Source organism: Prochlorococcus sp. MIT 1306, from assembly GCF_047304515.1.
GTDB lineage: Bacteria > Cyanobacteriota > Cyanobacteriia > PCC-6307 > Cyanobiaceae > Prochlorococcus > Prochlorococcus marinus_D.
The window spans coordinates 1,220,700-1,241,854 of the sequence record NZ_CP138959.1 but is presented as its reverse complement, the minus strand read 5'-3'; the positions used below and the strand labels follow the sequence as shown (position 1 = coordinate 1,241,854).

Annotated in this window: 24 protein-coding genes; 16 read left to right on the top strand and 8 right to left on the bottom strand. The window is 49.7% G+C overall.

The features are described from left to right. The first annotated feature begins 935 nt into the window (after positions 1 to 935). On the top strand, positions 936 to 1,283 hold the full coding sequence (locus SIB74_RS06325) for a phenylpyruvate tautomerase MIF-related protein (protein WP_063395732.1): 348 nt from the start codon (positions 936 to 938) through the stop codon (positions 1,281 to 1,283). 206 nt (positions 1,284 to 1,489) lie between these two features. Next, complete coding sequence (gene nth, locus SIB74_RS06320; RefSeq protein WP_063395733.1) at positions 1,490 to 2,143, top strand: endonuclease III; 654 nt, start codon at positions 1,490 to 1,492, stop codon at positions 2,141 to 2,143. A 95-nt stretch (positions 2,144 to 2,238) separates the two neighbouring features. On the opposite strand, the gene SIB74_RS06315 is transcribed toward nth, so the two are convergent. Beyond that, entirely contained in the window at positions 2,239 to 2,796 is a 558-nt protein-coding gene (locus SIB74_RS06315; protein WP_063395734.1) for a rhomboid family intramembrane serine protease, read from the bottom strand. Positions 2,797 to 3,125: 329 nt separating this feature from the next. Between SIB74_RS06315 and SIB74_RS06310 the strand changes: the two genes are divergently transcribed. Continuing rightward, positions 3,126 to 3,809 (top strand): SDR family oxidoreductase, encoded by a 684-nt coding sequence (locus SIB74_RS06310; RefSeq protein WP_063395987.1) that lies wholly within the window; start codon positions 3,126 to 3,128, stop codon positions 3,807 to 3,809. 26 nt (positions 3,810 to 3,835) lie between these two features. Further along, positions 3,836 to 4,045 carry a hypothetical protein gene (locus SIB74_RS06305; RefSeq protein ID WP_063395735.1) on the top strand — a complete coding sequence of 70 codons (210 nt, stop codon included), beginning with the start codon at positions 3,836 to 3,838 and terminating at the stop codon, positions 4,043 to 4,045. Between the two features lie 164 nt (positions 4,046 to 4,209). Here the strand turns inward: SIB74_RS06305 and pstS are convergent, their stop codons facing one another. After that, positions 4,210 to 5,193 carry a phosphate ABC transporter substrate-binding protein PstS gene (pstS, locus tag SIB74_RS06300; protein WP_063395736.1) on the bottom strand — a complete coding sequence of 328 codons (984 nt, stop codon included), beginning with the start codon at positions 5,191 to 5,193 and terminating at the stop codon, positions 4,210 to 4,212. A gap of 350 nt (positions 5,194 to 5,543) precedes the next feature. Between pstS and SIB74_RS06295 the strand changes: the two genes are divergently transcribed. Further along, positions 5,544 to 5,882 (top strand): c-type cytochrome, encoded by a 339-nt coding sequence (locus SIB74_RS06295; protein ID WP_011129888.1) that lies wholly within the window; start codon positions 5,544 to 5,546, stop codon positions 5,880 to 5,882. Positions 5,883 to 5,959: 77 nt separating this feature from the next. Here the strand turns inward: SIB74_RS06295 and SIB74_RS06290 are convergent, their stop codons facing one another. From SIB74_RS06290 to SIB74_RS06280, 3 genes are all read right to left on the bottom strand, one after another. Further along, positions 5,960 to 6,844, bottom strand: a complete 885-nt coding sequence (locus SIB74_RS06290) for a GNAT family N-acetyltransferase (RefSeq protein ID WP_063395988.1) — start codon at positions 6,842 to 6,844, stop codon at positions 5,960 to 5,962. 90 nt (positions 6,845 to 6,934) lie between these two features. Continuing rightward, the gene (locus SIB74_RS06285; RefSeq protein ID WP_063395737.1) at positions 6,935 to 7,192 is read right to left on the bottom strand and encodes a DUF6737 family protein; all 258 of its coding nucleotides are present in this window, start codon (positions 7,190 to 7,192) and stop codon (positions 6,935 to 6,937) included. Further along, a complete protein-coding gene (locus SIB74_RS06280; RefSeq protein ID WP_063395738.1) occupies positions 7,189 to 7,794 on the bottom strand; it encodes a PCC domain-containing protein in 606 nt (201 codons plus the stop codon). Before SIB74_RS06280 ends, SIB74_RS06285 begins: the two co-directional genes overlap by 4 nt. Before the next feature lie 176 nt (positions 7,795 to 7,970). Between SIB74_RS06280 and SIB74_RS06275 the strand changes: the two genes are divergently transcribed. Further along, entirely contained in the window at positions 7,971 to 8,189 is a 219-nt protein-coding gene (locus SIB74_RS06275) for a ribbon-helix-helix domain-containing protein (protein WP_413681799.1), read from the top strand. Between the two features lie 378 nt (positions 8,190 to 8,567). Then, a complete protein-coding gene (locus SIB74_RS06270) occupies positions 8,568 to 9,116 on the top strand; it encodes a hypothetical protein (RefSeq protein ID WP_063395740.1) in 549 nt (182 codons plus the stop codon). Positions 9,117 to 9,143: 27 nt separating this feature from the next. Here SIB74_RS06270 and SIB74_RS06265 read toward each other — a convergent pair whose 3' ends face one another. Next, positions 9,144 to 10,172, bottom strand: a complete 1,029-nt coding sequence (locus SIB74_RS06265) for a transporter substrate-binding domain-containing protein (protein WP_413681798.1) — start codon at positions 10,170 to 10,172, stop codon at positions 9,144 to 9,146. A 771-nt stretch (positions 10,173 to 10,943) separates the two neighbouring features. Here SIB74_RS06265 and SIB74_RS06260 point away from each other — a divergent pair. Further along, complete coding sequence (locus tag SIB74_RS06260) at positions 10,944 to 12,497, top strand: hypothetical protein (RefSeq protein ID WP_063395989.1); 1,554 nt, start codon at positions 10,944 to 10,946, stop codon at positions 12,495 to 12,497. Between the two features lie 119 nt (positions 12,498 to 12,616). Here the strand turns inward: SIB74_RS06260 and SIB74_RS06255 are convergent, their stop codons facing one another. Beyond that, positions 12,617 to 13,087, bottom strand: a complete 471-nt coding sequence (locus SIB74_RS06255; RefSeq protein WP_063395742.1) for a CBS domain-containing protein — start codon at positions 13,085 to 13,087, stop codon at positions 12,617 to 12,619. A gap of 32 nt (positions 13,088 to 13,119) precedes the next feature. Between SIB74_RS06255 and SIB74_RS06250 the strand changes: the two genes are divergently transcribed. After that, positions 13,120 to 13,689 carry a CDP-alcohol phosphatidyltransferase family protein gene (locus tag SIB74_RS06250; protein WP_063395743.1) on the top strand — a complete coding sequence of 190 codons (570 nt, stop codon included), beginning with the start codon at positions 13,120 to 13,122 and terminating at the stop codon, positions 13,687 to 13,689. On the opposite strand, the gene SIB74_RS06245 is transcribed toward SIB74_RS06250, so the two are convergent. Further along, positions 13,658 to 14,563: an NAD-dependent epimerase/dehydratase family protein gene (locus SIB74_RS06245; protein ID WP_231906049.1), complete on the bottom strand. Its 906-nt coding sequence runs from the start codon at positions 14,561 to 14,563 to the stop codon at positions 13,658 to 13,660. The genes SIB74_RS06250 and SIB74_RS06245 overlap by 32 nt on opposite strands. Positions 14,564 to 14,681: 118 nt before the next feature. Between SIB74_RS06245 and hisA the strand changes: the two genes are divergently transcribed. The 7 genes from hisA to ruvX all read left to right on the top strand — a co-directional run bounded on the left by hisA (position 14,682) and on the right by ruvX (position 21,155). Beyond that, positions 14,682 to 15,449 carry a 1-(5-phosphoribosyl)-5-[(5-phosphoribosylamino)methylideneamino]imidazole-4-carboxamide isomerase gene (hisA, locus tag SIB74_RS06240; RefSeq protein ID WP_063395745.1) on the top strand — a complete coding sequence of 256 codons (768 nt, stop codon included), beginning with the start codon at positions 14,682 to 14,684 and terminating at the stop codon, positions 15,447 to 15,449. A 155-nt stretch (positions 15,450 to 15,604) separates the two neighbouring features. Continuing rightward, positions 15,605 to 15,979: a Fur family transcriptional regulator gene (locus SIB74_RS06235; RefSeq protein WP_231906077.1), complete on the top strand. Its 375-nt coding sequence runs from the start codon at positions 15,605 to 15,607 to the stop codon at positions 15,977 to 15,979. Between the two features lie 71 nt (positions 15,980 to 16,050). After that, on the top strand, positions 16,051 to 17,727 hold the full coding sequence (locus SIB74_RS06230) for a DUF3685 domain-containing protein (RefSeq protein WP_063395746.1): 1,677 nt from the start codon (positions 16,051 to 16,053) through the stop codon (positions 17,725 to 17,727). A gap of 32 nt (positions 17,728 to 17,759) precedes the next feature. Next, on the top strand, positions 17,760 to 18,329 hold the full coding sequence (locus SIB74_RS06225; protein WP_063395747.1) for a thylakoid membrane photosystem I accumulation factor: 570 nt from the start codon (positions 17,760 to 17,762) through the stop codon (positions 18,327 to 18,329). A gap of 81 nt (positions 18,330 to 18,410) precedes the next feature. Then, positions 18,411 to 19,577 (top strand): hypothetical protein, encoded by a 1,167-nt coding sequence (locus SIB74_RS06220; RefSeq protein WP_063395748.1) that lies wholly within the window; start codon positions 18,411 to 18,413, stop codon positions 19,575 to 19,577. A gap of 58 nt (positions 19,578 to 19,635) precedes the next feature. Then, positions 19,636 to 20,673, top strand: a complete 1,038-nt coding sequence (locus tag SIB74_RS06215; protein ID WP_231906050.1) for a hypothetical protein — start codon at positions 19,636 to 19,638, stop codon at positions 20,671 to 20,673. Next, positions 20,670 to 21,155, top strand: coding sequence for a Holliday junction resolvase RuvX (ruvX, locus tag SIB74_RS06210; protein ID WP_063395749.1), 486 nt, complete (start codon positions 20,670 to 20,672; stop codon positions 21,153 to 21,155). Before SIB74_RS06215 ends, ruvX begins: the two co-directional genes overlap by 4 nt.

Genomic DNA, 21,155 nt, shown 5'->3' with positions numbered 1-21,155 from the left:
TGCTTGGCATGTGATATTTATTACATCTAGAGGTAGCTATTGATTCGGGTCGCTTGGTTTGGGGGGAGGTAGTAGCAAAACAAAGCAGAAAAATGAGCATGTTGGTTTTTTGGTCAAGAGTCAGGCTTTGGTTCAAACAAAAGGCCAGCCATCCTGCTCATGGGCTGCTTGGATTCAAGTTAAGCCGTATAGTTTCAAATGTTATTCATAAAAAATGGCTTATAGCGAGCAGAATGCATGATCTAGACAAGGATTTTGTATACATAGAAGCAATTAAGGATAGCTAGAATGGCAAGCGTCTATGTCAGTGAATTATCTGTTTATAATGATCGATTCGCCTAAGACTATTGTAAAGCTAGTTGGATAACTGTTGGTGCCAGAATAAGTCAATAACTGCTATAAATAGGATATTTGCAACCAGATTCCTGGGGTAGGACTTGCCTATCATTAGCACTTTAAATATGGATTGAAGTATACATTCATGCAGACAGAGCATCCTGTCTTCAAGGTTTATGGTGATGAATACAGTGAATAACAGTATTCGCTTTGTAACTATCAAATATACAGCGTTTGCTTGATAGTGGTGTATTGAATAGATCTGCGCACTTAGTTTTCAGAAAAAGGATGAAATGGCTGTTCCTATAGATTTAATTAGCACTAGGAAAATGCCATAATGTGAGATTTTTGCTATCCTAAATATAATCATCATTGAAAATGAATGGAATGATTGCTGATAAGAAATTAGAAGAATTAACCATTCCGCTTAACGGCCCATTCTCTTTTTTATTTTATGGTTGGCGTTAATTCTGAAGTTGAAATGTCTTGCTCGGTTTACTGTAGTCCAACAATTAGTGAATGCCGTAGCTGATTGAGCCGCTAAGTATCGAGATAAATGGCATAGTTTACTAAAGACTTCTTAAAAGGCAATTGCGTCCATGCCCTTGATCAACATCCAAGCATCAGTTCCAGCTGTAGTTGATGCGAGCTCACTTCTGCAAGAGCTCTCTAGCAAGCTTGCCGAGCTACTGGGGAAACCAGAGAAATATGTGATGACATCTCTTCAATGCGGTGTGCCAATGACATTTTCGGGAAATACTGAACCGACTTGCTATGTGGAGGTGAAAAGCATTGGAGCTCTCGATGGTAGCCGTACGCAAGAAGTGAGCGAACTCGTGTGTAGCCACATCGAGCAAAATCTTGGTATTCCAGCTGATCGAACCTATATCGGCTTCGAGGATGTTCCTGCTCGACTCTGGGGTTGGAACGGAAGTACCTTCGGTTGAAGTGATCGTGATATGCCGCTAAATGATTACTCAAACAACCTTAAGTTACATGAAGTAATTGTTAGCGTCCATCTCACTTCAAAAGCAGACTGAACATTGGGATTCACAGGTAGATAAGCAAGAGTAGATGTTGAAAAAGAAATTTTTTGACCAATGAATGATAAAAAGAAAACAAACACCGCAATTCGCAATTCAATGAAAGACACGTGAGAAAACATCAACGAGCAGAAACGATCATGCGACGACTAAACGAGCACTATCCTGACCCTGCTATTCCTCTTGACCATCATAACGATTTCACCCTATTGATTGCAGTTGTTTTAAGTGCGCAGAGCACTGACAAGAAAGTCAATGAGGTAACAGTATCTCTGTTCGAACATGCACAGACCCCAGAGGAGATGTATCAGTTAGGTGAAGTGAATATACTAAATATGATCAGACAGCTAGGGCTGTCAAAGCAAAAAGCCAAAAATATACATAGACTTTCGGAAATCATTGTTCAACGCTTCCATTCTTCCGTTCCAAAGAATTTCAAAGATCTAGAATCACTCCCTGGAGTAGGACACAAAACAGCAAGTGTTGTTATGGCGCAAGCCTTTGGAGTGCCTACATTTCCAGTTGATACTCATATCCACCGTTTAGCCCAAAGATGGGGATTGTCTAATGGCAGCAGCGTAGTTCAGACAGAAAAAGATCTCAAAAAGCTGTTCCCGAAATCAGCATGGAATAAGCTCCATCTCCAGATCATCTACTATGGGCGTGAAAATTGTTCTGCAAGAGGGTGTGATGGAACAACCTGTGATTTATGTAGAGAGCTATATCCAAAACGACGCAATCCAGTAAAGTTGATCAAAACCTAGCCCGTTAAATAATAAGATATTGTCTGATACTATGCATGCGCAAATGACGTCATGAATTAAATTAACGTATAAATAGCTAGGAAAATATTTTGTTATCAATCCTTAGCATTATTCAATCGCTTTGGTTCCCGTGAAAGAGCAAGTGCAGCAATAATACCTCCAAGAAATCCACTAGCATGTCCAATCCAGCTCACCCCAGCCGGAGACACGCCTGGGATCAAAGCCGGAAGTGCATTTCCAAAAAGAACCAAACCCACGATTGACAATAAAATGGTCATGAAACGGCGTTCAAGAAACCCAATTAACAAAAGGTAGCCGAGCAGTCCATACAAAACACCCGACATGCCATGGCTTCCTCTAGGCCAAAATAACCAAACCGGTATTTCCATCACAACAACAGCAATTAAAACACCAATATAATCACGAATGCCCTTGCTAAGTACTAACCAGCTTAGCGGTAAAAACATAATTGTGTTAGAGATCAGATGGCCAAAACCTGCATGGCTAAATGGAGCGGTAAGTAGCCCCCACCAAGGCAGGCCAGGCCCTATAGGCAGATTCCAACTACCCGAAAAAAATAGCTGATCAATACTTTCCTGCAGCCAAGCAATCCCTACAAAGAACAGAGGGAGTAATAACCGAAAGCTCAGCATCTGCTTACGTTTGGATTGGTCCACTCAAGATGCTTTGAAATGACAACTGCATGATTCACCATTTTATTATGCTGCAACTCCCCTACAACTCCATTAAGACATTGCAGCAATCAGCAGAGGTGTAGATCAATATGCTGCGATCAAAGCAGATCTTCCCTGGCATTTCGACCTAAGAATGGTTCTCCAGCAGACATGAAAGACGGCGCTCCCAGTGATGAATCGACATTGCTAAGGCAAAAATCCAAGCGTTTTGAAGCTAGAGCATTGATCAATCAACAGCGTTCTATATATATTTTCGCTAGACCATGTGCAATCTTCAGCAAAACGACATGGGCATCAAGCTGGCCATCAGTGGAGCCTCTGGCAAAACCGGCTATCGAGTTGCCGAGGAAGCCCTAAAGGAAGGGAATCAGGTGCGCCTGTTGCTTCGTCCAAACTCCCTTTTGCCCGACAATTTGAGCCAATGCGATCTACGGCGCTTGTCATTGGCAGATGAAACAGCCCTCGATGAAGCACTTAAAGGCTGCGACGCGCTTGTGCTCGCAACAGGTGCCAGACCCTCTGCAGATCTAACCGGCCCTGCGCGGGTGGATGCCTTAGGGGTAAGACAGCAAATCGCCAGTTGCAAAAGGGTTGGCGTCAAAAGGGTTGTTCTGGTCAGTTCGCTTTGTGCTGGACGATGGTTGCATCCACTCAACCTTTTTGGTCTGATTTTGGTTTGGAAACGCCTAGGAGAACAGGCACTTGAGCAAAGCGGTCTCGATTGGACTGTGATCAGACCGGGTGGCCTAAACGACCGAGAAGAGAACCTAGAGAAAGAAGGGATCCTTTATACAGGGGCCGATTGTCAGGAAGACGCTAGAATTCCACGACGATTAGTTGCGCGTTGCTGTATTGAAGCCCTGAAGACTCCCTCGTCAATTGGCCGCATTATTGAGGTCACGAGTGACCCTGATCTGAAGAGAATCACAATGCAACAAGCACTTAAAAATATCAATGCTCTGGCGTCATAGTGTCATCAGATAAGGAGTGTCTGTTCATGAACACCAATGCCAAAATTGATGCCTTACAGCTGATGCTTACCGACCTGCGTACTCGTAACGAACCCATTCGTCACAAGGCGGCATTCCGAGGTTGTCAACCTGAGTTTCAGGCACTCGTTACCAAGCTGATTGAACAACTCGAAAGCGAACTTTTTGAGGAGAAACAACGTCAGCGAAACCATAGTAACCATGCATCTGGCTCTTGATACTTGCCAGGGTTAAGCTCAGTTAAAGAGCAATTGATCACAACGTTTTGCTTCCAAAAGTACAATCAATATAGGACAACAGAAGAGGGAGTCATTTAAAGGAAGTTATTAGCTTCCCTTTTAATGATTCTAATAAGACGACTTAAATGAGTCTAGTGATTTGATCACTTGCCGACCAAGCCAACGGCACTACGAGCTTTGTCGAGAATTTTGCCTTGAAGGGGAACGAAGCCCAACCCATCAGCTTGCGCCTGAGCCTCATCACTCAACATGTAGTCAAAGGTTGTTTTGAGTGCGTCAAGGTTGCTGCCATTACCAGTTTTGTATGCCAACAACCAGGTGAGAGTGGCAATCGGATAAGCACCTTTGGCTGTGGGATTTGGATTGGTACCGGCAAGATTGGCGTCTAACTGGATGCCATTGAGGGCAGCGGCTCCTGTATTCACAGTTGGCTTGAGGAACTCGCCAGAGAGATTTTCAAGTGCAGCAGCTTTAACCTTTCCTTTGATGAATGACTGATTCACATAGCCGATGGCACCAGGTGTATTTGTAATCACACCAGCAACACCTGAATTCCCTTTAGCGCCCACCCCTGTTGGCCATTCCACTGATTTACCGGCTCCCAGGGTCCATTGTTGAGAAAAGGCCTGCATCGAATTGGTAAAAGCTTTGGTGGTGCCAGAGCCATCAGAGCGATGCACCCAAGTGATCTTGCCTGCAGGGCAATTGAGCTGATTCCAATCAGTGATGCTGCCAAGAGCAACTTCAACCGCTTGCTTTTGGGTCAACTTCAGATCGCAGTCTCGGTTGTAGCCAAAGGCGATTGTGCCTCCCACCATGGGGATTTGCACCAAGCCACGCTGAACCTTGTCGATATCCTCTTGCTTCATCGGATCATCCGATGCCGCGAAGCTCACGGTCTGATCAATAAAGGCTTTGCGGCCAGATCCAGAGCCAACCGCCTGATAGTTGACCTGTGGCCCCCCAGCCTTGGAGAGATCACTCAACCAACGGGTATAGATCTTCTCTGGGAAGGTCGCACCAGCTCCGCTGAGCCGTGCGGATGACCCTGAGGTGCTGCAAGCAGTCATGCCAGCACTAAGAACAACCACTGAAAAGAGCAAAAGGGCCTTCTTTGAGAACGACATGGGGCCCCTGAAGGATTTCATCAACCCATACCTAGATAAGAAATGCCCTTTGATGGGAAAAAGTCAGCAATTGACTAGGAGATCTTGATGAATCGGTGAGTGGTTAAGGGAGATAAGAACGTTCTACCCAGTAGAACCTTGTTCTTTTCTCTAGGCAAAAGCCCAGCAACTGAACTATCAAAGGGAGATTCCTGCCCCTTTCCTTAGTCAAGCTAGGCTTCGCCTGGATCTGCAAAGATCAACAAGGCGTTGGTCTTTCGGTGAATATTTGAATTAATAACAGCTTCTATCCAAAAGAGTTCAATGCCCATTTGATACCCAACAATGGTTGGCGTTGATACATGCTTCTGATGCGTAGGCTACTTTCAGCTCTCCTTGCTATCACCGTATGCTTTGCAGCTCCTTCTTGGGTGATGGCTGCTGACTCGGCCCATGGCGGACAAGTCTTCTCGTCTACTTGTGCCGCATGCCACGCTGGCGGCGGCAACATCGTAGATCCTGCAAAGACCCTTCAAAAAGCGGCCCTAGAAGCAACCTTAAGCAACTACGGCTCAGGTCATGAAGAAGCAATTGTTGCGCAGGTCACCAATGGTAAAGGCGGAATGCCTTCCTTTGCAGACGTCCTTAGTGCCGCAGATATTGCTGATGTAGCAGCCTATGTTGAAGCGCAAGCCAGCAGTGGTTGGTAGTTAAAGTCAATTAATCGTTTCAGATCCTTCTATCAAGCTGGTTGAAAAACCAGTGTTGATAGAGGGATTTTCATTTTTTAGCCTAATTCCAAGCAGGCCAAACCATAAACCTCGTCTAAAGGAATAGAGGGTTGTACTCCGCGATACATACGCAAAGTTTGAGAAACAGCCCTGAAGCCAAGTCGTTTCAGCAGGGGCTCTGCCGAAGAGTTGCCTCCAGGTGCGTCCAAGAGCACCACACCTGGATGGCGTTGGATCAAACGCTTCAGCAACAGCTCTGCGAGTTGCGGACTATCAGCCAATAGCGGCCCAATCCGCCAGCCTTCCCCATCACGTAATAAACAAGGCCGGATCCTGCCAAATCCATGGCAACAATCGTTGCCATCTACCAGGGCCAACACATTACCGGCCGGATGCTCAAGCCAATCGGAAAGGAAGTGAGGGCGGGGGCTGGGTTCCCGTATGGCGTCATAAGACTGCACAGCCATCGCGGGGATCGAATCACCCTCAAGCAGTTGCAACCCTTCGCCATTGGAATAACCATCGTTGCCAACGAGGTTGCCATCACAAATCCTCTGCCAGCGGGTTGTCGGCGATGCATTTGCAAAGCCCCATCCGGCATAGTCGTCAATTCGATCGTACGCAGCTTCTAAACCAACGCAGGGAAGATCAACGAGATGCTCGAGAGCATGTTCCCATAGCTCAACCCCATACCCATGCCCTCGATGTTCCGGAATGACAAGGAACAATCCGATGAAGCCATAGGCGGCGTTGTAGCGAACTCCGGCAATGCAACCGACAGGCTGATTGCCGAGCCAACCCACCCATAATCCCTGACGGTCGGTATGACGATAAATACTTACATCACCCACACCAGGAGCAAAACCCTCTGCCCTGGCCCATTGCGTAACCATGGCGATGTCATTGCGTTGCAGCGGCCGGATCTTTAGCAGCGAGGCCATAACAGAGCAATTAACGAGATGTTTTTGAGGATCAAGCTGGTTTGGAGATTGATCCAATGATGGGGCGTGATATTTAAAGATTGAGATCCATCAGGATGAGATTTGATCCTGTTCCGAAAGTTGCTGCTGAATCTGCTGGCGATAGATCGCTGGGGCTAGCACTAGAAACAAGCCCCACCATCCGAACACGCCTATAGCGATCAGAACAGTAAACCAAAGCAGATTGGGCCACCACCAACTGACAGCGACAAAAGCAACACCTGTGAGCAGAATGCTCCAGGGTTGACACCACCAGGGTTTTTCATCCCAAAAGCTTGCAGTGGTTGCTTTGCCTTGATCACTACTCATCGCAGTGTCTCTAGTTGGCCAGAAGCATGCATCTTCGATAGTTCATCGTAACCGCCAATCAACTCACCATCGATGAAAATCTGAGGGAAAGAATTGAGCTCACTAAGATGATTGAACTCCTTGAAAGAGGCATCATTGTCGATGCTCTTAACGGTGTGCGGAATGGAAAGAGAACGAAGCATCCTCAGAGCTCTTGCCGACCAAGGGCAACCGGGCAGAACAGCAATTTCCAGCCTTGGTGGCTGAGAAGAATCAGGAGAGTCTTGTGGGAGAGACTGATCCAATAAACCCACCAACAGATCAGCACCCTTGAGCACAAGGGTGCCTGGTTCAAGATGGCCTCCCCATACCTGACAGGCACTATCAGAGAGGCTTAGATGCAGATGAACACTATTGGGAGAAACTGTGCCATTCAGAGTGATGATCTCCAAGTTTCCCTCTAGGACAGTAGGCCTTGACTGACCAGGACACTGAAATGCTGCACGCGAAAGATTGCCAACCACCCCAAGAACGAAACCGGAGCTGTTCTGTTCCTGAGCCATTTTCTGAAGGCTTATCAGCAGGTCCCTGCCTGGAGCAAGCTTCAATGGCAGCGAACGCATGGAGTTCTCCTCAGTGAAAACAGAGATTAAGAATTCAACAATAAATGCTGATCCTCAGATCTGATCGATAGACGACTCGAAGATTGCCATAGAGAGCTTTTGAGCACGAATGGCAAGTTATTGCTGAACTATTGCTGCCAAGCTAAGACGTCAAAGTGTCGTCACTGCAGAACCCAATGGATGAGCTGCAAGAGCGCCAACGATTGCCTCAAGAGGCTCCAAGTGCAGCAATGGTGGCCGATTCTGCTGAATCGGAACGCCTCAATGTGACCCTGCCGGCGGGTTTGATGAATCGGCTCAAGCAGCATGCCCTTGCAGAAAGCCGTAGCTGTAGCAGCCTTGCGTCATTCTTGATTGAAGATGGATTGCGTCGTCATCGTCAGTTAGACGGGTGACGACCAGTTCTACTGAATAGCGAGGATCTTGACTGTTTAGATGCTGACGTAAGTGCAGTATTAGAAGGTTGACTAAATAGTGTTATTGGTTCGTCTTTGCTGCATTGATGAGTTAGAGGGCGGCTTAATTGATGTTTATAGCCTCAATTTCTATGAAAGCATTGTCTAGATAAAAGTATCTTTATAGCTTCTGCGGCAATGATTTATTTCGAATCTTTTAAGTCAATCGTTGATCATCTCAGTTATCCAGTGTAAATTAGTTCTAATTAGAAACTGTGTCTATGGAGAGTCAGTTTAGGCGGCGCTTATTAATTTTATAAGTTGATCTGAATACACCTGCTCTTAGGCTCTGTCAACGTGGGGATCGACCAAGTGGTTATGTTGTCCTCCGTAATGCATCTGACCAGTCAGAAAGGATGTCGTCTAGCCATCGGAGCTTATCCAGCCTTTAGTTATGACGCTAGAGGTGGTGGTGGAGACGGCCTTCTAGGGCCTTTAAATCAAAATGGGCTGAGAAGTCTTCGCTTTGATCCAAAAAACCTGATCATTCCTGCTCTCAGCTGGCGCACAACACAGATACTTGGCTTGCCAATGCCTCCTGGTTTGAACATCAGCATTAGAACCAAAAAGCTTGAAGGGTCTTTCGCACCCGATAGCGGTGAATTATTACTTCAGTTTGAAGCGCGCTTCTGTTTCACGGTTGGCAGTTGGCTCACTGCTCCTGACCTGACTGTGAACACATGCCTCAGCAGTGGAAAGGTTGAGAGTCAGCGCCATCATGTACAAGGACAGGCACTTGATGCGGATGGCAATGCCGTACTTGTGGGCGTCGCTACCGTGCCACTCAGTGGAGCCGCATGGCTGGATCAATTTTTGGGACTACCCGATGAAGCGCTAGCAGTGCTGAAGTGTCAGCTGCAAAACTAAATGTTTGTGAGCATTAGATCAGAGGAATTATTTCAAAAGCCTGTCGCTTATCGCTTGAACCTTATTACTGCGTTCAAGGCGAAGGAGTTCAATATTAATCAAACGTTCCAATGGACTATCACTAGGCAAGACAAATCCATAGGTCTGAAGGGAAAGCCTAAAAGGTGCTAATTTTAGAGATTTATCTGGATTATTTTTCATATAATAACTCAAGATAGGTTTGTCTGAGATCACTCCTGAGACTTTATTTTTCTTGATTAGATGAATAGCCTCCTTAAGGGTTGGTACTGGCAACGGCCGTGCACCATATGATCTTGCTAAAAATACCCCTGTGGTGCCAGTAACTACGCCAATTAATTCACCATCCAAATCCGATGGTTTCATGATCCCAGGCAATTGCGTCTGAGATAGCGAGACGGTAAATGCCGAAGCCAATCCTGCAGTAATTGTCGACACTGATACTAGCGAAATTACCATCCAGACCCCTGCTATAGACCTTCCTGCTTTTGTTAAAGGTGCACGGTCTCCGTAACCTACGGTGGTGAGTGTAACCAAGGCAAACCAAATCCCATTCCCTAGACCCTTTATATATTGAGGAGGAAAATGTTCAGGGTTGCGTTTTCGCTCTGCAAGCCAAATCAGATTGCCTACACAGAAAAGTGTAAATAGCAAGAAAGTGATAGAAGATAAAGCAGCGACACCAAAGAGAGGTTTGATCCTCGTCCACAATCCGGGTGGCTCTGATGGTACTAAAATACCCTCCTCTGCATAGAAATAAGGTTGAGTGAATTCAATCCCATTTTTTGCCGCCCGATCTGGCGTAATGCTGATAGGCCCGATAGCCAAATCAATCTTTCCATCAGCAACCGCCTTGATGTTCGAATCTATGTTGGGATATGGAACGAGAATGTATTCAAGTTTCTCTGCATTAGCGATTTGATCCCAAACTTCAATACTAATCCCCTCATATACACCAGCCCTCTTGTCCACAAATGGTGGCGAACCACTCACTCCAACCCTTAAAGCCATTGCCTCAAGGGGAGACGGAGTCGCCATGACAATCAAGGCAATAACGGAGAGCCTTCTCTTTAAATTTATGCCGCCCATCAATCGCCTATACACCAACTGAAAAGCCCATCTAACCTAAGGGTGCCATAGGAATGCGGACGATTCTTATCCACACCACCACGACAAGAAAGGTTGTAAGACCAGTCTGAGCAAGAACTTGAAAGGAGAGACAAGCAACAGCTTATTTCTGTTCAAGGCGACGAACGATCAAAATCATTGCTAGAACGGATCCAACTAGGGCACTAATCAGAAAAAGAGTCATCTAGAAGCTACGACTGGAAAGGTCATCTTAGATTGCGATCAACAGCCCTGAAGAGCGTTTTGCTATTTCCTTTTGTAAGCCTTAAGCGCTTGCAAGAGTTGCAGATGGTTCCCTAACAGAACCATAACCTTTGAATAAGACAGTATCTGACGGCACAGCTAGGTCAAACAGATTGATCGCGTTTCAATGACATGACAAAGCCAGCCAGGCCAAATTCTTCCCTAAGCAATATTGATATGGCTAGGAATAGATAACAGATGCAGCAAAAATACGGCTAACAAGCATTGACTATGAAAAGGCTTGAAATGGATCAAAATTCAGCACAGAAAGCCCTTTTGGAATCATGAGAAGGTAATAAATTCTGGCAGAGAAAGGTTCGAAGCTCGAACGTCTTTGCCTGTTTCATTTTTTAGTAAGAAGCCATTCACTAACGACTTCCTTCATCTAGGGAGTTGACGGGAAGCCATTGATGCAGTGAGCTTTAGCTGAATTTGCTGATGGTGAAGGTAGCCATTTTTCACTTGCCCCGAACGAAAACAGCTACAACCAAAGCAAAGGCAGCCCCACTTAGACGTGCTGGCCGCACAGCCTCCCCGCCAAGGCGGCGACGGCGGCCTCAGCGTAGGAGATCTCAGCTACCCAAACGCTTATTTGTGATCGTGTTGCCGCTCACTGTTTTTGCTGGTCTTGTGGCTCTGGCCCCGAAAGCACCCGAACGCTTCAACCCGAGTCAAGTCGCCCAAGAGAGCATTAAGAGACAAGTCCATGCTCCCTTTCGCTATCGACCAAACGATGAGGTCTACGCATTCGATTTTGACCCACGTAAAGTGAAGTTCGGCCTTCTTGAAGGCTGGGATAGAGAACAGGACGCTTTCCAGGACTCCTCTTCACTGGCATTTGTCTCTGGTCCGATGTACGAGCGGCATGTCGACATTGGCGGCCAAGAGATCACAGTTCCCCTTGGAGATCTCAAGCTGGGTCAACGTGTTTGGAGTAGTCGTAACCGCGCTGCCTCCATCCAACGCGCCTACATAGGCATTCGCTACAACGGCAGAGTTGACTTCGGTTACGGAGAACTAACAGCCAATCGTGCCTCAACCTACGACACCTTTATCGGAGGCCTACACAGCATTTACAACGATCTGGAAGCGCCTCCTCCTCGCTACAAGGGCGCATACAGCATCAGCATGGGCCAGCGGATCCGCTACTACCTTCCTCGCATCAGGATGATCATGGGCCTGCGACAAGACGGGCGTATGGAGGTATTAATGAGCAGAGATGGGTTGACCCTTGAACAGAGCAAGGATTTAGCCCGCAGCCGTGGCCTTGTGGCGGCTTACATGCCAGACCATGCCTCCAAGAGTCGTTTGATCATTCCAGGCGTCAAGGGCTTCACAGAGGATGACGCCAATTGGATCAGCGGTGGTGTCACAAGCTTTGTGCATGTTCCCTATCTCCTGAGGCTCAGTGAACGGCGCTTCCAGCTTCAGGGCACCTTGGCAGCCTCTCTCAGCCCCAGGATTGATGGGGCGCAAGACTGCAATGGAGTTAATTGCCAACAATGGCCGGGCGGAAGACTGTTCGACCGGGCCCTGGCTGGACTGAATCGCTTGATAGAGCAAGGTGTGGAGCCCATCGCCAGGATGATCTGGGCGCCCAAGCCCGGCACTACTATTCCCAGCGATAGCCAACGCACTTTGCTGGCTCGTAATAGTGATCGAGCTCCTCTACGGGAACCGCCGATTACGGCAGATCCACTGGTATTGCTCGAAACGCCCGAAAAGTTGGATTCACCCTTGAATCTTAAAGATAAGGATCCCTTGAGAACGGATCTGGAATGGGGCAACACCCTGCTTCCCCCTGATCTGCCACCACCTTTGCTGCTTCGGGAAGGCGAGGTCCTGCCTACAGCCCAGGAGATCCATCAACAAAGAGACCCGATCCATCAAAATCCAGCTGAAATCGAGCCTCCACCACTGATCGGAGCCCCACCACTGCCGGTATTACCTCCACCACCGCTGTCTGCATCAGAGGTAGGACTGATCAATTAACAGTTAAATCAATCGTTTTCATGGCAGGCCTCTACCGATAAGGCCTTGCCAATTTGAATCGTGTTCCATTCCCTACGCCTCAAGATTGGCTATTGCATATTCGCGAGCTTCGATAGGCACTAGTCACCCTGCATTGATAAAGCTCGAACAACATCACCCCGGGTAATCACCCCAACAAGTTTGCGCTGATCGTTGATTACAAATAAGCGCTGCGTACTGCGGTCATGAAGCATGGCGGCTGCCCTTGGTAATGGCAGTGCTTCATTGCAGGTATGGGTGTCGCTGCGCATCAAGTCGTTGACGCTGGTACCAAGCACCTGGTGAACTTGCTTATCCCAGTTAAGGGGGTTCCGCAAGTAGATAACACTGTCGAGCAGTAACACATAGGGACCAGCATCAACGCCGCTCTCGCGCACCATCAGATCTTGCTCAGTGAGTTCCCCCACAAGCGTTCCATCGTCGTTGACGACTGGCAGGCCACTGATGTGGTGATCAGTCAGCAGTTGTACAGCCTCCTGCAGAGATGTGGCTGGCACGACACTGAGCACAGGCGTTGACATGACATCCTTCACCGTCTGCTGGAGCACCATGAATCACATGCAAGTTCATTCATTCTGAGCCTGTGAGTGCACCATCCCGCCTCGGTTCACCATCAACACTGAGAAGATCGGCAAATGCTCTAACAGTGGGGCGTTCTGCCGCAGGCCTCCCCCTGGTGTTGTTGCTTCAATTGGGTCAGCCTGCTCTGGCATGGGTGTTGTTGCTGCTGGCAGGGCTTAGCGACGCCGCTGATGGCTGGCTAGCCCGCAGAGCAGGTGGTGGTAGTAGCTGGGGTGCTCGCCTGGACCCGCTTGCTGACAAGCTTCTTCTAGCAGCACCGATGATCTGGCTGGCCAGCAACGAGGTCTTGCCTGTTTGGTCGATCTGGCTCCTGCTGGCCAGGGAACTACTGATTTCTGGTTGGCGTGCTCAAGCCTCATCTGGTGCTCCTGCTTCTTGGGGAGGTAAAGCAAAGACGATTCTTCAATTCCTAAGCATGCTGCTGTTGTTGTGGCCGCCTAGTTGGGGAAGCCACAACTTTTGCCTCAATATGCAGCACCTGGGCTGGTGGTTGTTCTGGCCATCTCTGTTCCTGGCGCTTAGCTCTGCGTTGGCATACATCAAACCCCGATCAAGGAATGATCGGCACTGAAATCTGGTTCAGCCGTTGGCTTCAAGGAGTAGTCGTTGCAGTAGCTATCTTCGAGGCCAGTCTCAAGGTCAAAGCGTGGCTGCCAGGCCAATTCCCGCTCCACCCTGGTGATATCGGTAAGGAAATGACTCAGCCTCAGCGGGAAGGCCTTACGAGCTTTGGGATTCAGGCCTGAAGGATCAAAAGAACGAAGCTCAACGGTATTTGGATCTTTGCCACAAGCCCTTGCTGCCGCTGCAATCAAGCCCCTGAAGGTGATACCACGCTTGCTGGAACAGTTGTAAATGCGATTCGTCGCTGTCTCCACCTCAAGGGAACGAACCATGGCATCAGCCAGATCAACAACATGCCCCAATTGGGTGATGGTGGTGCCATCTCGTGGCAAAGGAACCGGTCGATTATGGACGATACGATCGAAAAACCAACGTTCAATTGGGTTGTAATTACCAGGACCATAGATATAAGTAGGTCGGAAACTGGTAAAGGGAATTCCTTGCTGAAGCAGCCATGATTCGGTCTGAGCCTTGCCGGCATGACGACTGTTCGGGTCGGTTGCGCTCTCCTCATTCAGTGGCCACTGTTCGGAATCCGCATAGACGCCAGCGGAACTGACATAGAGGAAACGATGCTTTGGCTCTCCTGTACAGGCCACCACCCTTTGACTGTCTTCAAGCTTGCGCCCTGAGCTGTCGACGATGACATCGAAGCTTCGGCCTTGAAGACGACTCAGCCCCTCAGTGGTGGTTCGATCACCACTGAGATGTTCCACACCATCTGGCAAAGAATGGCGGCCACGAGTGAACAACGTGAGCGCATGGCCTTGGGCCTGAAGTCGAGTAACTAGAGGCTTGCCGACAAATCGGGTTCCCCCCATGATCAGAATCTTCAAAACAGCTGAATCATCAAACGCGCATATTGAAGCGCGTTCGATCAGCAACTGAAGGCCCTTCGCCCTGCAGGATGGAGCTCTCAGGCAACGTTCTTTGCCAATCATGGATATCATTCCAGCCATCGACCTACTGGACAGCGCTTGCGTGCGACTTCACCAGGGGGACTACGAGAAGGTGACTCGCTTCAGCGAGGACCCCGTTGCTCAAGCCCTGAGCTGGCAGAAGCAGGGGGCAACACGCCTACACCTGGTGGATCTCGATGGCGCCAAATCTGGTGAGCCGGTCAACGATTCCTGTGTGCGAGCTATTACCTCTGCTCTCAATATTCCTGTCCAGCTCGGGGGAGGTGTGCGCACTCTCGAACGAGCTGAAGAACTTCTCGCCTATGGCCTTGAACAAGTCATCCTTGGCACCGTGGCAATAGAGCAACCCCAGCTAGTGAAACAGCTTGCCCAAAGGAATCCCGGTCGGATTATCGTCGGCATCGATGCCAAAAACGGCAAGGTGGCAACGCGAGGATGGATTAGCCAAAGCGAGGTGAATGCAACAGACTTAGCCGCCGATTTCAATGCTGCCGGCATCGCTGCAATCATCAGCACAGACATTGCAACCGATGGAACTCTTGAAGGGCCGAACCTAGAGTCATTACGCGAAATGGCAAACGCCAGCAGCGTTCCAGTAATCGCCTCCGGAGGTGTGGGTTGCATGGCCGATCTACTTAGTCTGCTTGCTCTTGAACCCTATGGAGTGAGTGGGGTGATTGTGGGAAGAGCTCTCTACGACGGCAAGGTGGATCTAAATGAAGCAATCCGAGCTATTGGAGATGGCCGACTGCAGGACCCACCAAGTAGCCAACCACTGATGGCATGAGGACCTTGGACTATGAATTGACCTTGCTGGAGCCGTAAATTGAATTCATTATCACTTCAGTTGTGACGCACACCGCTCCCAAGATCAGCGGCTCAAGTGGTGGGCGGGATGAAGATGGATTGCAGGGAGCCTTCGAACGCTGCCGGCTGCTCGGGATGCGACTAAGCCGTCAGCGGCGCATGGTGCTGGATCTCCTCTGGAGCGAAGCCACTCATCTCAGTGCTCGCGATATCTTTCAAAAGCTCAACGCCTGTGGTCGGTCCATCGGTCACACATCCGTCTATCAGAACTTGGAGGCACTTCAATCAGCAGGACTGATCGAATGTCTCGATCGAGCCAATGGTCGCCTATACAGCTACCGAAGCGATCCTCATAGCCACCTCACCTGCATAGAGACCGGCAACATCACAGACCTTGATATAGAACTCCCTGAGGATTTGCTCGATCAAATCGAGGCCAAAACTGGTTACTGCATTCACTCCTACACCCTTCAACTCAGCGGTCGGCCAGCATGTAAGAACCAGAACTAAAAACATCAAGATCTCAACGGACTGGAGGATTTGCCTAACGCTCGTTACCTTGATGGCATAAGCCTTGTGCCGTGGTGAATTTGGCGGACAGCACATCCACTCAGATCCTGTTGTTGGCTCCCGATCTACTCGGTGAATCCTTAGCGTTGCAGCTCAGCAGTGCAAACCCAAACCTGGATGTCATTCTGCGGACGGATCAGCTGAGCCGTCATCCAGTCCTAGTGATCTTGTCGGTGGAGAGTCTCGAAACTCTCAGCACATTGCAACTGGAACTCAAAAGACTTCAGGAGCATTGGCAACCTGCTCCAGTAATGCTGATCCTTCCGGCCCAGCTTCGCTTCAATGCAAACGAGTTGTTGAGCCTCGATTGTCCAGGCCTGCTTCAAGACCCCGATCTGGTCACATTGCAGGCTGCCATCACCACCCTTTGTGGCGGTGGAAGAGTTGTGAGACTCAATGCTGCCCCTGACTCCCCAGACAGCATTCCCCAAGCAACGATGGGGCTTGGTCAGTGGCTTTTGGTGAGTGGTCTCCAGCAGATCGACAACGATCTGAGGTTGATCGAAGCATTCCTCAACCCACCGCCCAAAAATGAACTGTCTCGTCTTTTGATGGAAGGGCGCCAGCGGGAACTCCGCAGTGCAAGAGATTTTTTGTTCTGGATTTGGGGCCCGCTGCAAGTGGGATTACGCAACCCTTTCCCCAAAAACCGGCCAGCCCAAAAGGCACGCATCAATTTCGATTTCGATGCTTCAAGACAGATCTCAGCAGAAGCTGCTGGAACGGTTATCTGCCTTAGTGAACGCAACGCAGTGGCGGTATGGGGAGCGATTCGTCAGCGGCTTAGCGATTCCGTAGAAAGAGGACTCAGCAATTCAACAGGCAGCTTGCTAGCGATTGAAAGCCTCAATCCCGAGCGACGTCGTGATCTACTCCTGGCCCTTTTGAACCAATTGGATCAAGTGATGAAAAGGCTGCGTCAAGCCAACAGTACCGAGACCCCACTCAATGACTCCTGGCTGACGCTCGAATCTGAACTACGTGAACAAGCCCTGCGATCCATGGCAGGTAATTACGTCAGACTTCCTCGAGGTGGTGAACTCAAACCAGTGGCAGATCAATTGCTTGCCACTGCCAATCTCAAGGGAATTGATCAAGAACTTCCAGATCCCCAGAGAATGCTGGCTCCATTGCTGCTCGACAGACCCGTGCTTGTTGAGGGGCAGCTGCTGCCGGCAGATGCCCCTCGTGCCTTACTGCAACTTGAAATGTTGGTGGGTAACTGGCTCGTACGAACCGCTGAAATAATCAGTGCCGAAGTTCTCGGAACCTGTGGTGAGTGGCCCGAACTACGCCGATTCCTACTTAACCAGCACTTGATTTCCACACGAGAACTCGAGCGATTGCGTAATCAACTCAATACTCAGGCCCGTTGGCAAAACTGGATTCAAAGACCAATCCAGCTCTACGAAAGCAAACGACTCCTCTACAGGTTGCGAGACGGCATTATCGAGCCATTACTGCTGACCGAACCTCGTGATGAAGAACTCAGCGAACTTGGTTGGTGGCAGCAGCAAGTTGCTCTATTGCTCGAAGCCCGCGATGCTCTGGCACCCTCAATGCAATCCCTGATCAAACGCATTGGTGATCTCATGGTGGTCGTGCTTACTCAGGTATTAGGCCGTGCTATTGGTCTGGTTGGACGAGGAATCGCTCAGGGAATGGGACGCAGCCTGAGAGGTGGCTAACTCCCTCACTTTCGAGGCACTCAAGCGCCAAAATGAGCATTAAACATCTCCGTGTACTGCCCATGACCCATCTGCTCAAAGCACTCCTGAGCTTGGGTCTGGCCATTCTTCTGATGGTGCCCCCAGTCCAAGCCATCCGAGATGACGATGCCTACGACGGCAACATCTTTCCGATCTATGCGGGTGATGGTTCATTGGGTTACGGGCAAGCAACAAATCTTCCCGAAGCCCTTAGAGAGAAGCGCACAAGTGTGATCGTGTTTTATCTAGATGACAGCGCCGTCAGCAAGGCTTTCTCGCCTGTGGTGTCAACAATTAAATTGATATGGAGAGATTCCATTGATCTGATCCCATTGACCACAGACGAGTTTCAAGGACGAACAAGCAACGATCCCCAAGATGAGTCTTATTACTGGCATGGACGCATCCCTCAAGTGGTGGTGATCGATGGTCAAGGTGAGGTGCTACTCGATCAAGAAGGCCAAGTTTCACTCGATGAAATCAATGATGCAATCAGTACTGCTACAGGCCTAAGTAAACCAATTGATTCACTGAAAATCGACAGCTTCAATGAGTACAACAGCTTCATGGTGAAAGAATAAGGCGCTAAAGTACTGCTATCAGCATCAACTACCCTTTACGCTGCGCGCCAGGTCCCCCGGTCTAGTAAGCCGGCTGCTCCAATGACTTGCCTGCTTGAGCTGCTCCTACTGCTGGGTCTTGGTGTGTTTTGGCTCGAGCTGAGGCATCGTCTGAGGCCCGCCTCCCCTCTGAGCCTCAAGGCGCTCGACTTCAAGGTCAAGCAAAACAACTCTGATCTTGATGTAGAAATCTGGCTGGAGATCAGCAACCCCCATCCGCGCATGGAAGTGATGGTGCCTGAGTTGCAAATTAACCCTGTTCTGCTTGGCAAAGCCGATCTAAGTGAAGTCAAGTTGAGCACAAAGATCACACCACATCATCCAGATGAAAAGGCTCGCGATGATGGTTACTGGGCGGCCTACATTGTCAAAGGCCACAAAAGCACGAGGGTGCAGGTGAACCTGCACCTGCAGAACAGTAAAAGCAGCGATTTGAAAACCAGTGTTGACAGCATTTGGGTAGATGTGAACTGGGTGAACTACGGCCCCTTTGGTCGGCTGAATCGTCGTCAAGGTGTCCTGGTGCCACTCCATCAGCCTGAACCCCTCCAACCCTCTGAAGTCAGCTTTCAAGCTGGCGATTGCTGTGAGGTGTTGCCTCTGAAAACCCATTTGCTTGGCACCCTCGATAACACCGTTGAGATCTTGCGTGACTACGCCAAGCCGCATCTACGCCCAGGAGATGTCCTCACGATCGGGGAAACCCCGGTGGCGATCATGCAAGGGCGCTATCACCACCCCAGCACAGTCAACCCTGGATGGCTCGCCCGGTTCCTTTGCCGAGCCTTTCATCCCACAAGCAGTCTTGCTACTGCTTGTGGGATACAGAGCTTAATTAATCTGGTAGGGCCAACCAGAGTGCTACTGGCATGGATCGTTGGCCTAATTCTGAAAACGCTAGGAATCAAAGGAGGTTTCTATCGACTTGCTGGCGAACAGGCACGTCTAATTGATGACATCACAGGAACCACTCCTCCATACGATCAAACGATCGTGCTTGGGCCCCTCGCGCCAACAAAGCTCTGCAGACAAGCAGCCGCTGAGTTGGGAGTTGGCGTTGCCATCGTTGATGTCAATGATCTGGGCCGGGTCAAGGTCCTGGCCTCTAGTGATGGTTGCGATGAAACCCTTCTCAATAAAGCTCTGCGTCCGAACCCAGCCGGTAATGCCAATGAACGCACGCCTTTGGTCTTGGTCCGACCCAATTGACCACAATGGAAGACACGGTCAAGCTGGATAAGATTCAACTGAAGGCATTGGTCGAGGCGTGATCGAGGCATCCAGCAGCCCCCTTCAGGTGATGTCCCTAAGAGCGAGCCACTTCCCCATGCTGAATGCCAGCAATCACGCTGGTCGGATGCACTGGCTAGAGACCATGCTTTGGCGCGGTTGGCTGGCAAGAGCTGAACAACAACTTCCAAGCTTGCTGCCAACTAGGCAGCCAAGTTGCCTAGTTGCTCTTGAGCAGAAAAATCTGGTCGGCCTCGTTGTGATTAGGCCCTACAACCGACGTGGCACCTGCTGGTCAGTGACCTCACCGGAGTTAATAACGTCGCCGCGGCACTGCAGCAAGCAAAGCGTGAGCCGTGACCTTTTAAAAAATGCCATCCAGCAAGGCAGTAAGCGGGCACAGAGCTGGATCTTGCGCTGCCCCGTCAATGACACCGATCAGCTGGCACTAGCCCGAGTGCTCGGCTTTCAACCTCTCAAGCTCTTCCAGTGTTGGACACCACCTTCACTGATGGCCCAGGCGATACCAACTTGGCCTGATGAGCTCAGCTGGCAACAATTGAGCCATCGAACAGCCTCCTTGCTTTGGCCACTGGAAAAAGCCGGAGGCTCTGGCCATCTCCGCCAGATCGTCGATCGACAATGGATCGACCTACTTGACCAAAACCAAACGGGCAGTGGCGTGCTGCTTACCCAGGGCGGCGCAACGATTACGGCCATTGCAGGTCTGGTCAGCCATCCTGGAACAAACTCAGAAACAGTGCTTGAACTCATTCGCGATGTCGGCTGGGACCCTCGACTGTCACAAGCTCTGCCAAAAGTTTTGGCTGACCTTACGAGCATGTCCAAAACATTCCGATTGATCACCACCAGCGAAGACGAGCCGCTCAATACTCTTCTCGAACAACTGAGATGGAAGCGTGCGGGAGAAGAGTTGCTGCTTGGCCGCAGTCTTTGGCGTCGCCAGGCAAGCAGCAAGTTGCTTCTTGGAGCTCGACCACTGCAATCGATGCTGGGGCGACTGCAACCACAGCAACCACCCCTCCCTACTCCAAGCCTGGGCCGACGTGAATGACGGCAACAAAACCCAGCCCCAAATCCATTCTTAGTCTGGATTTGGGGAAAAGACGCATCGGCCTAGCAGGCTGCGATCCACTGGGCATCACGGTGAGTCCTCTACCACCTCTGCAGAGAAAAAGCTTCGACCGAGACCTAAAAGCATTGCAGCGGTACTGCACTAGTCGCAAAGTGGAAGGTCTGGTCGTGGGTTTGCCACTCGATGCCAAAGGTCTGCCCACTGATCAAGCACGACACTATGAGCGCTATGGACAACGCTTGGCGAGAGCTCTCAAGCTGCCTCTCGCTTTGGTCAATGAACACAGCAGTAGTTGGGCTGCTGCTGAACGCTACAACTTGCAAGGCGATCGCAGTGGCCAGCTTGATAGTGCTGCGGCAGCACTTCTACTCGAGCAGTGGTTGCGAGAAGGTCCCGAACTGAAACCGGTCCACGTGGCGGCCCATCCAGTGAGCCAGGCGAACAGCGATAGTGGATCCTGA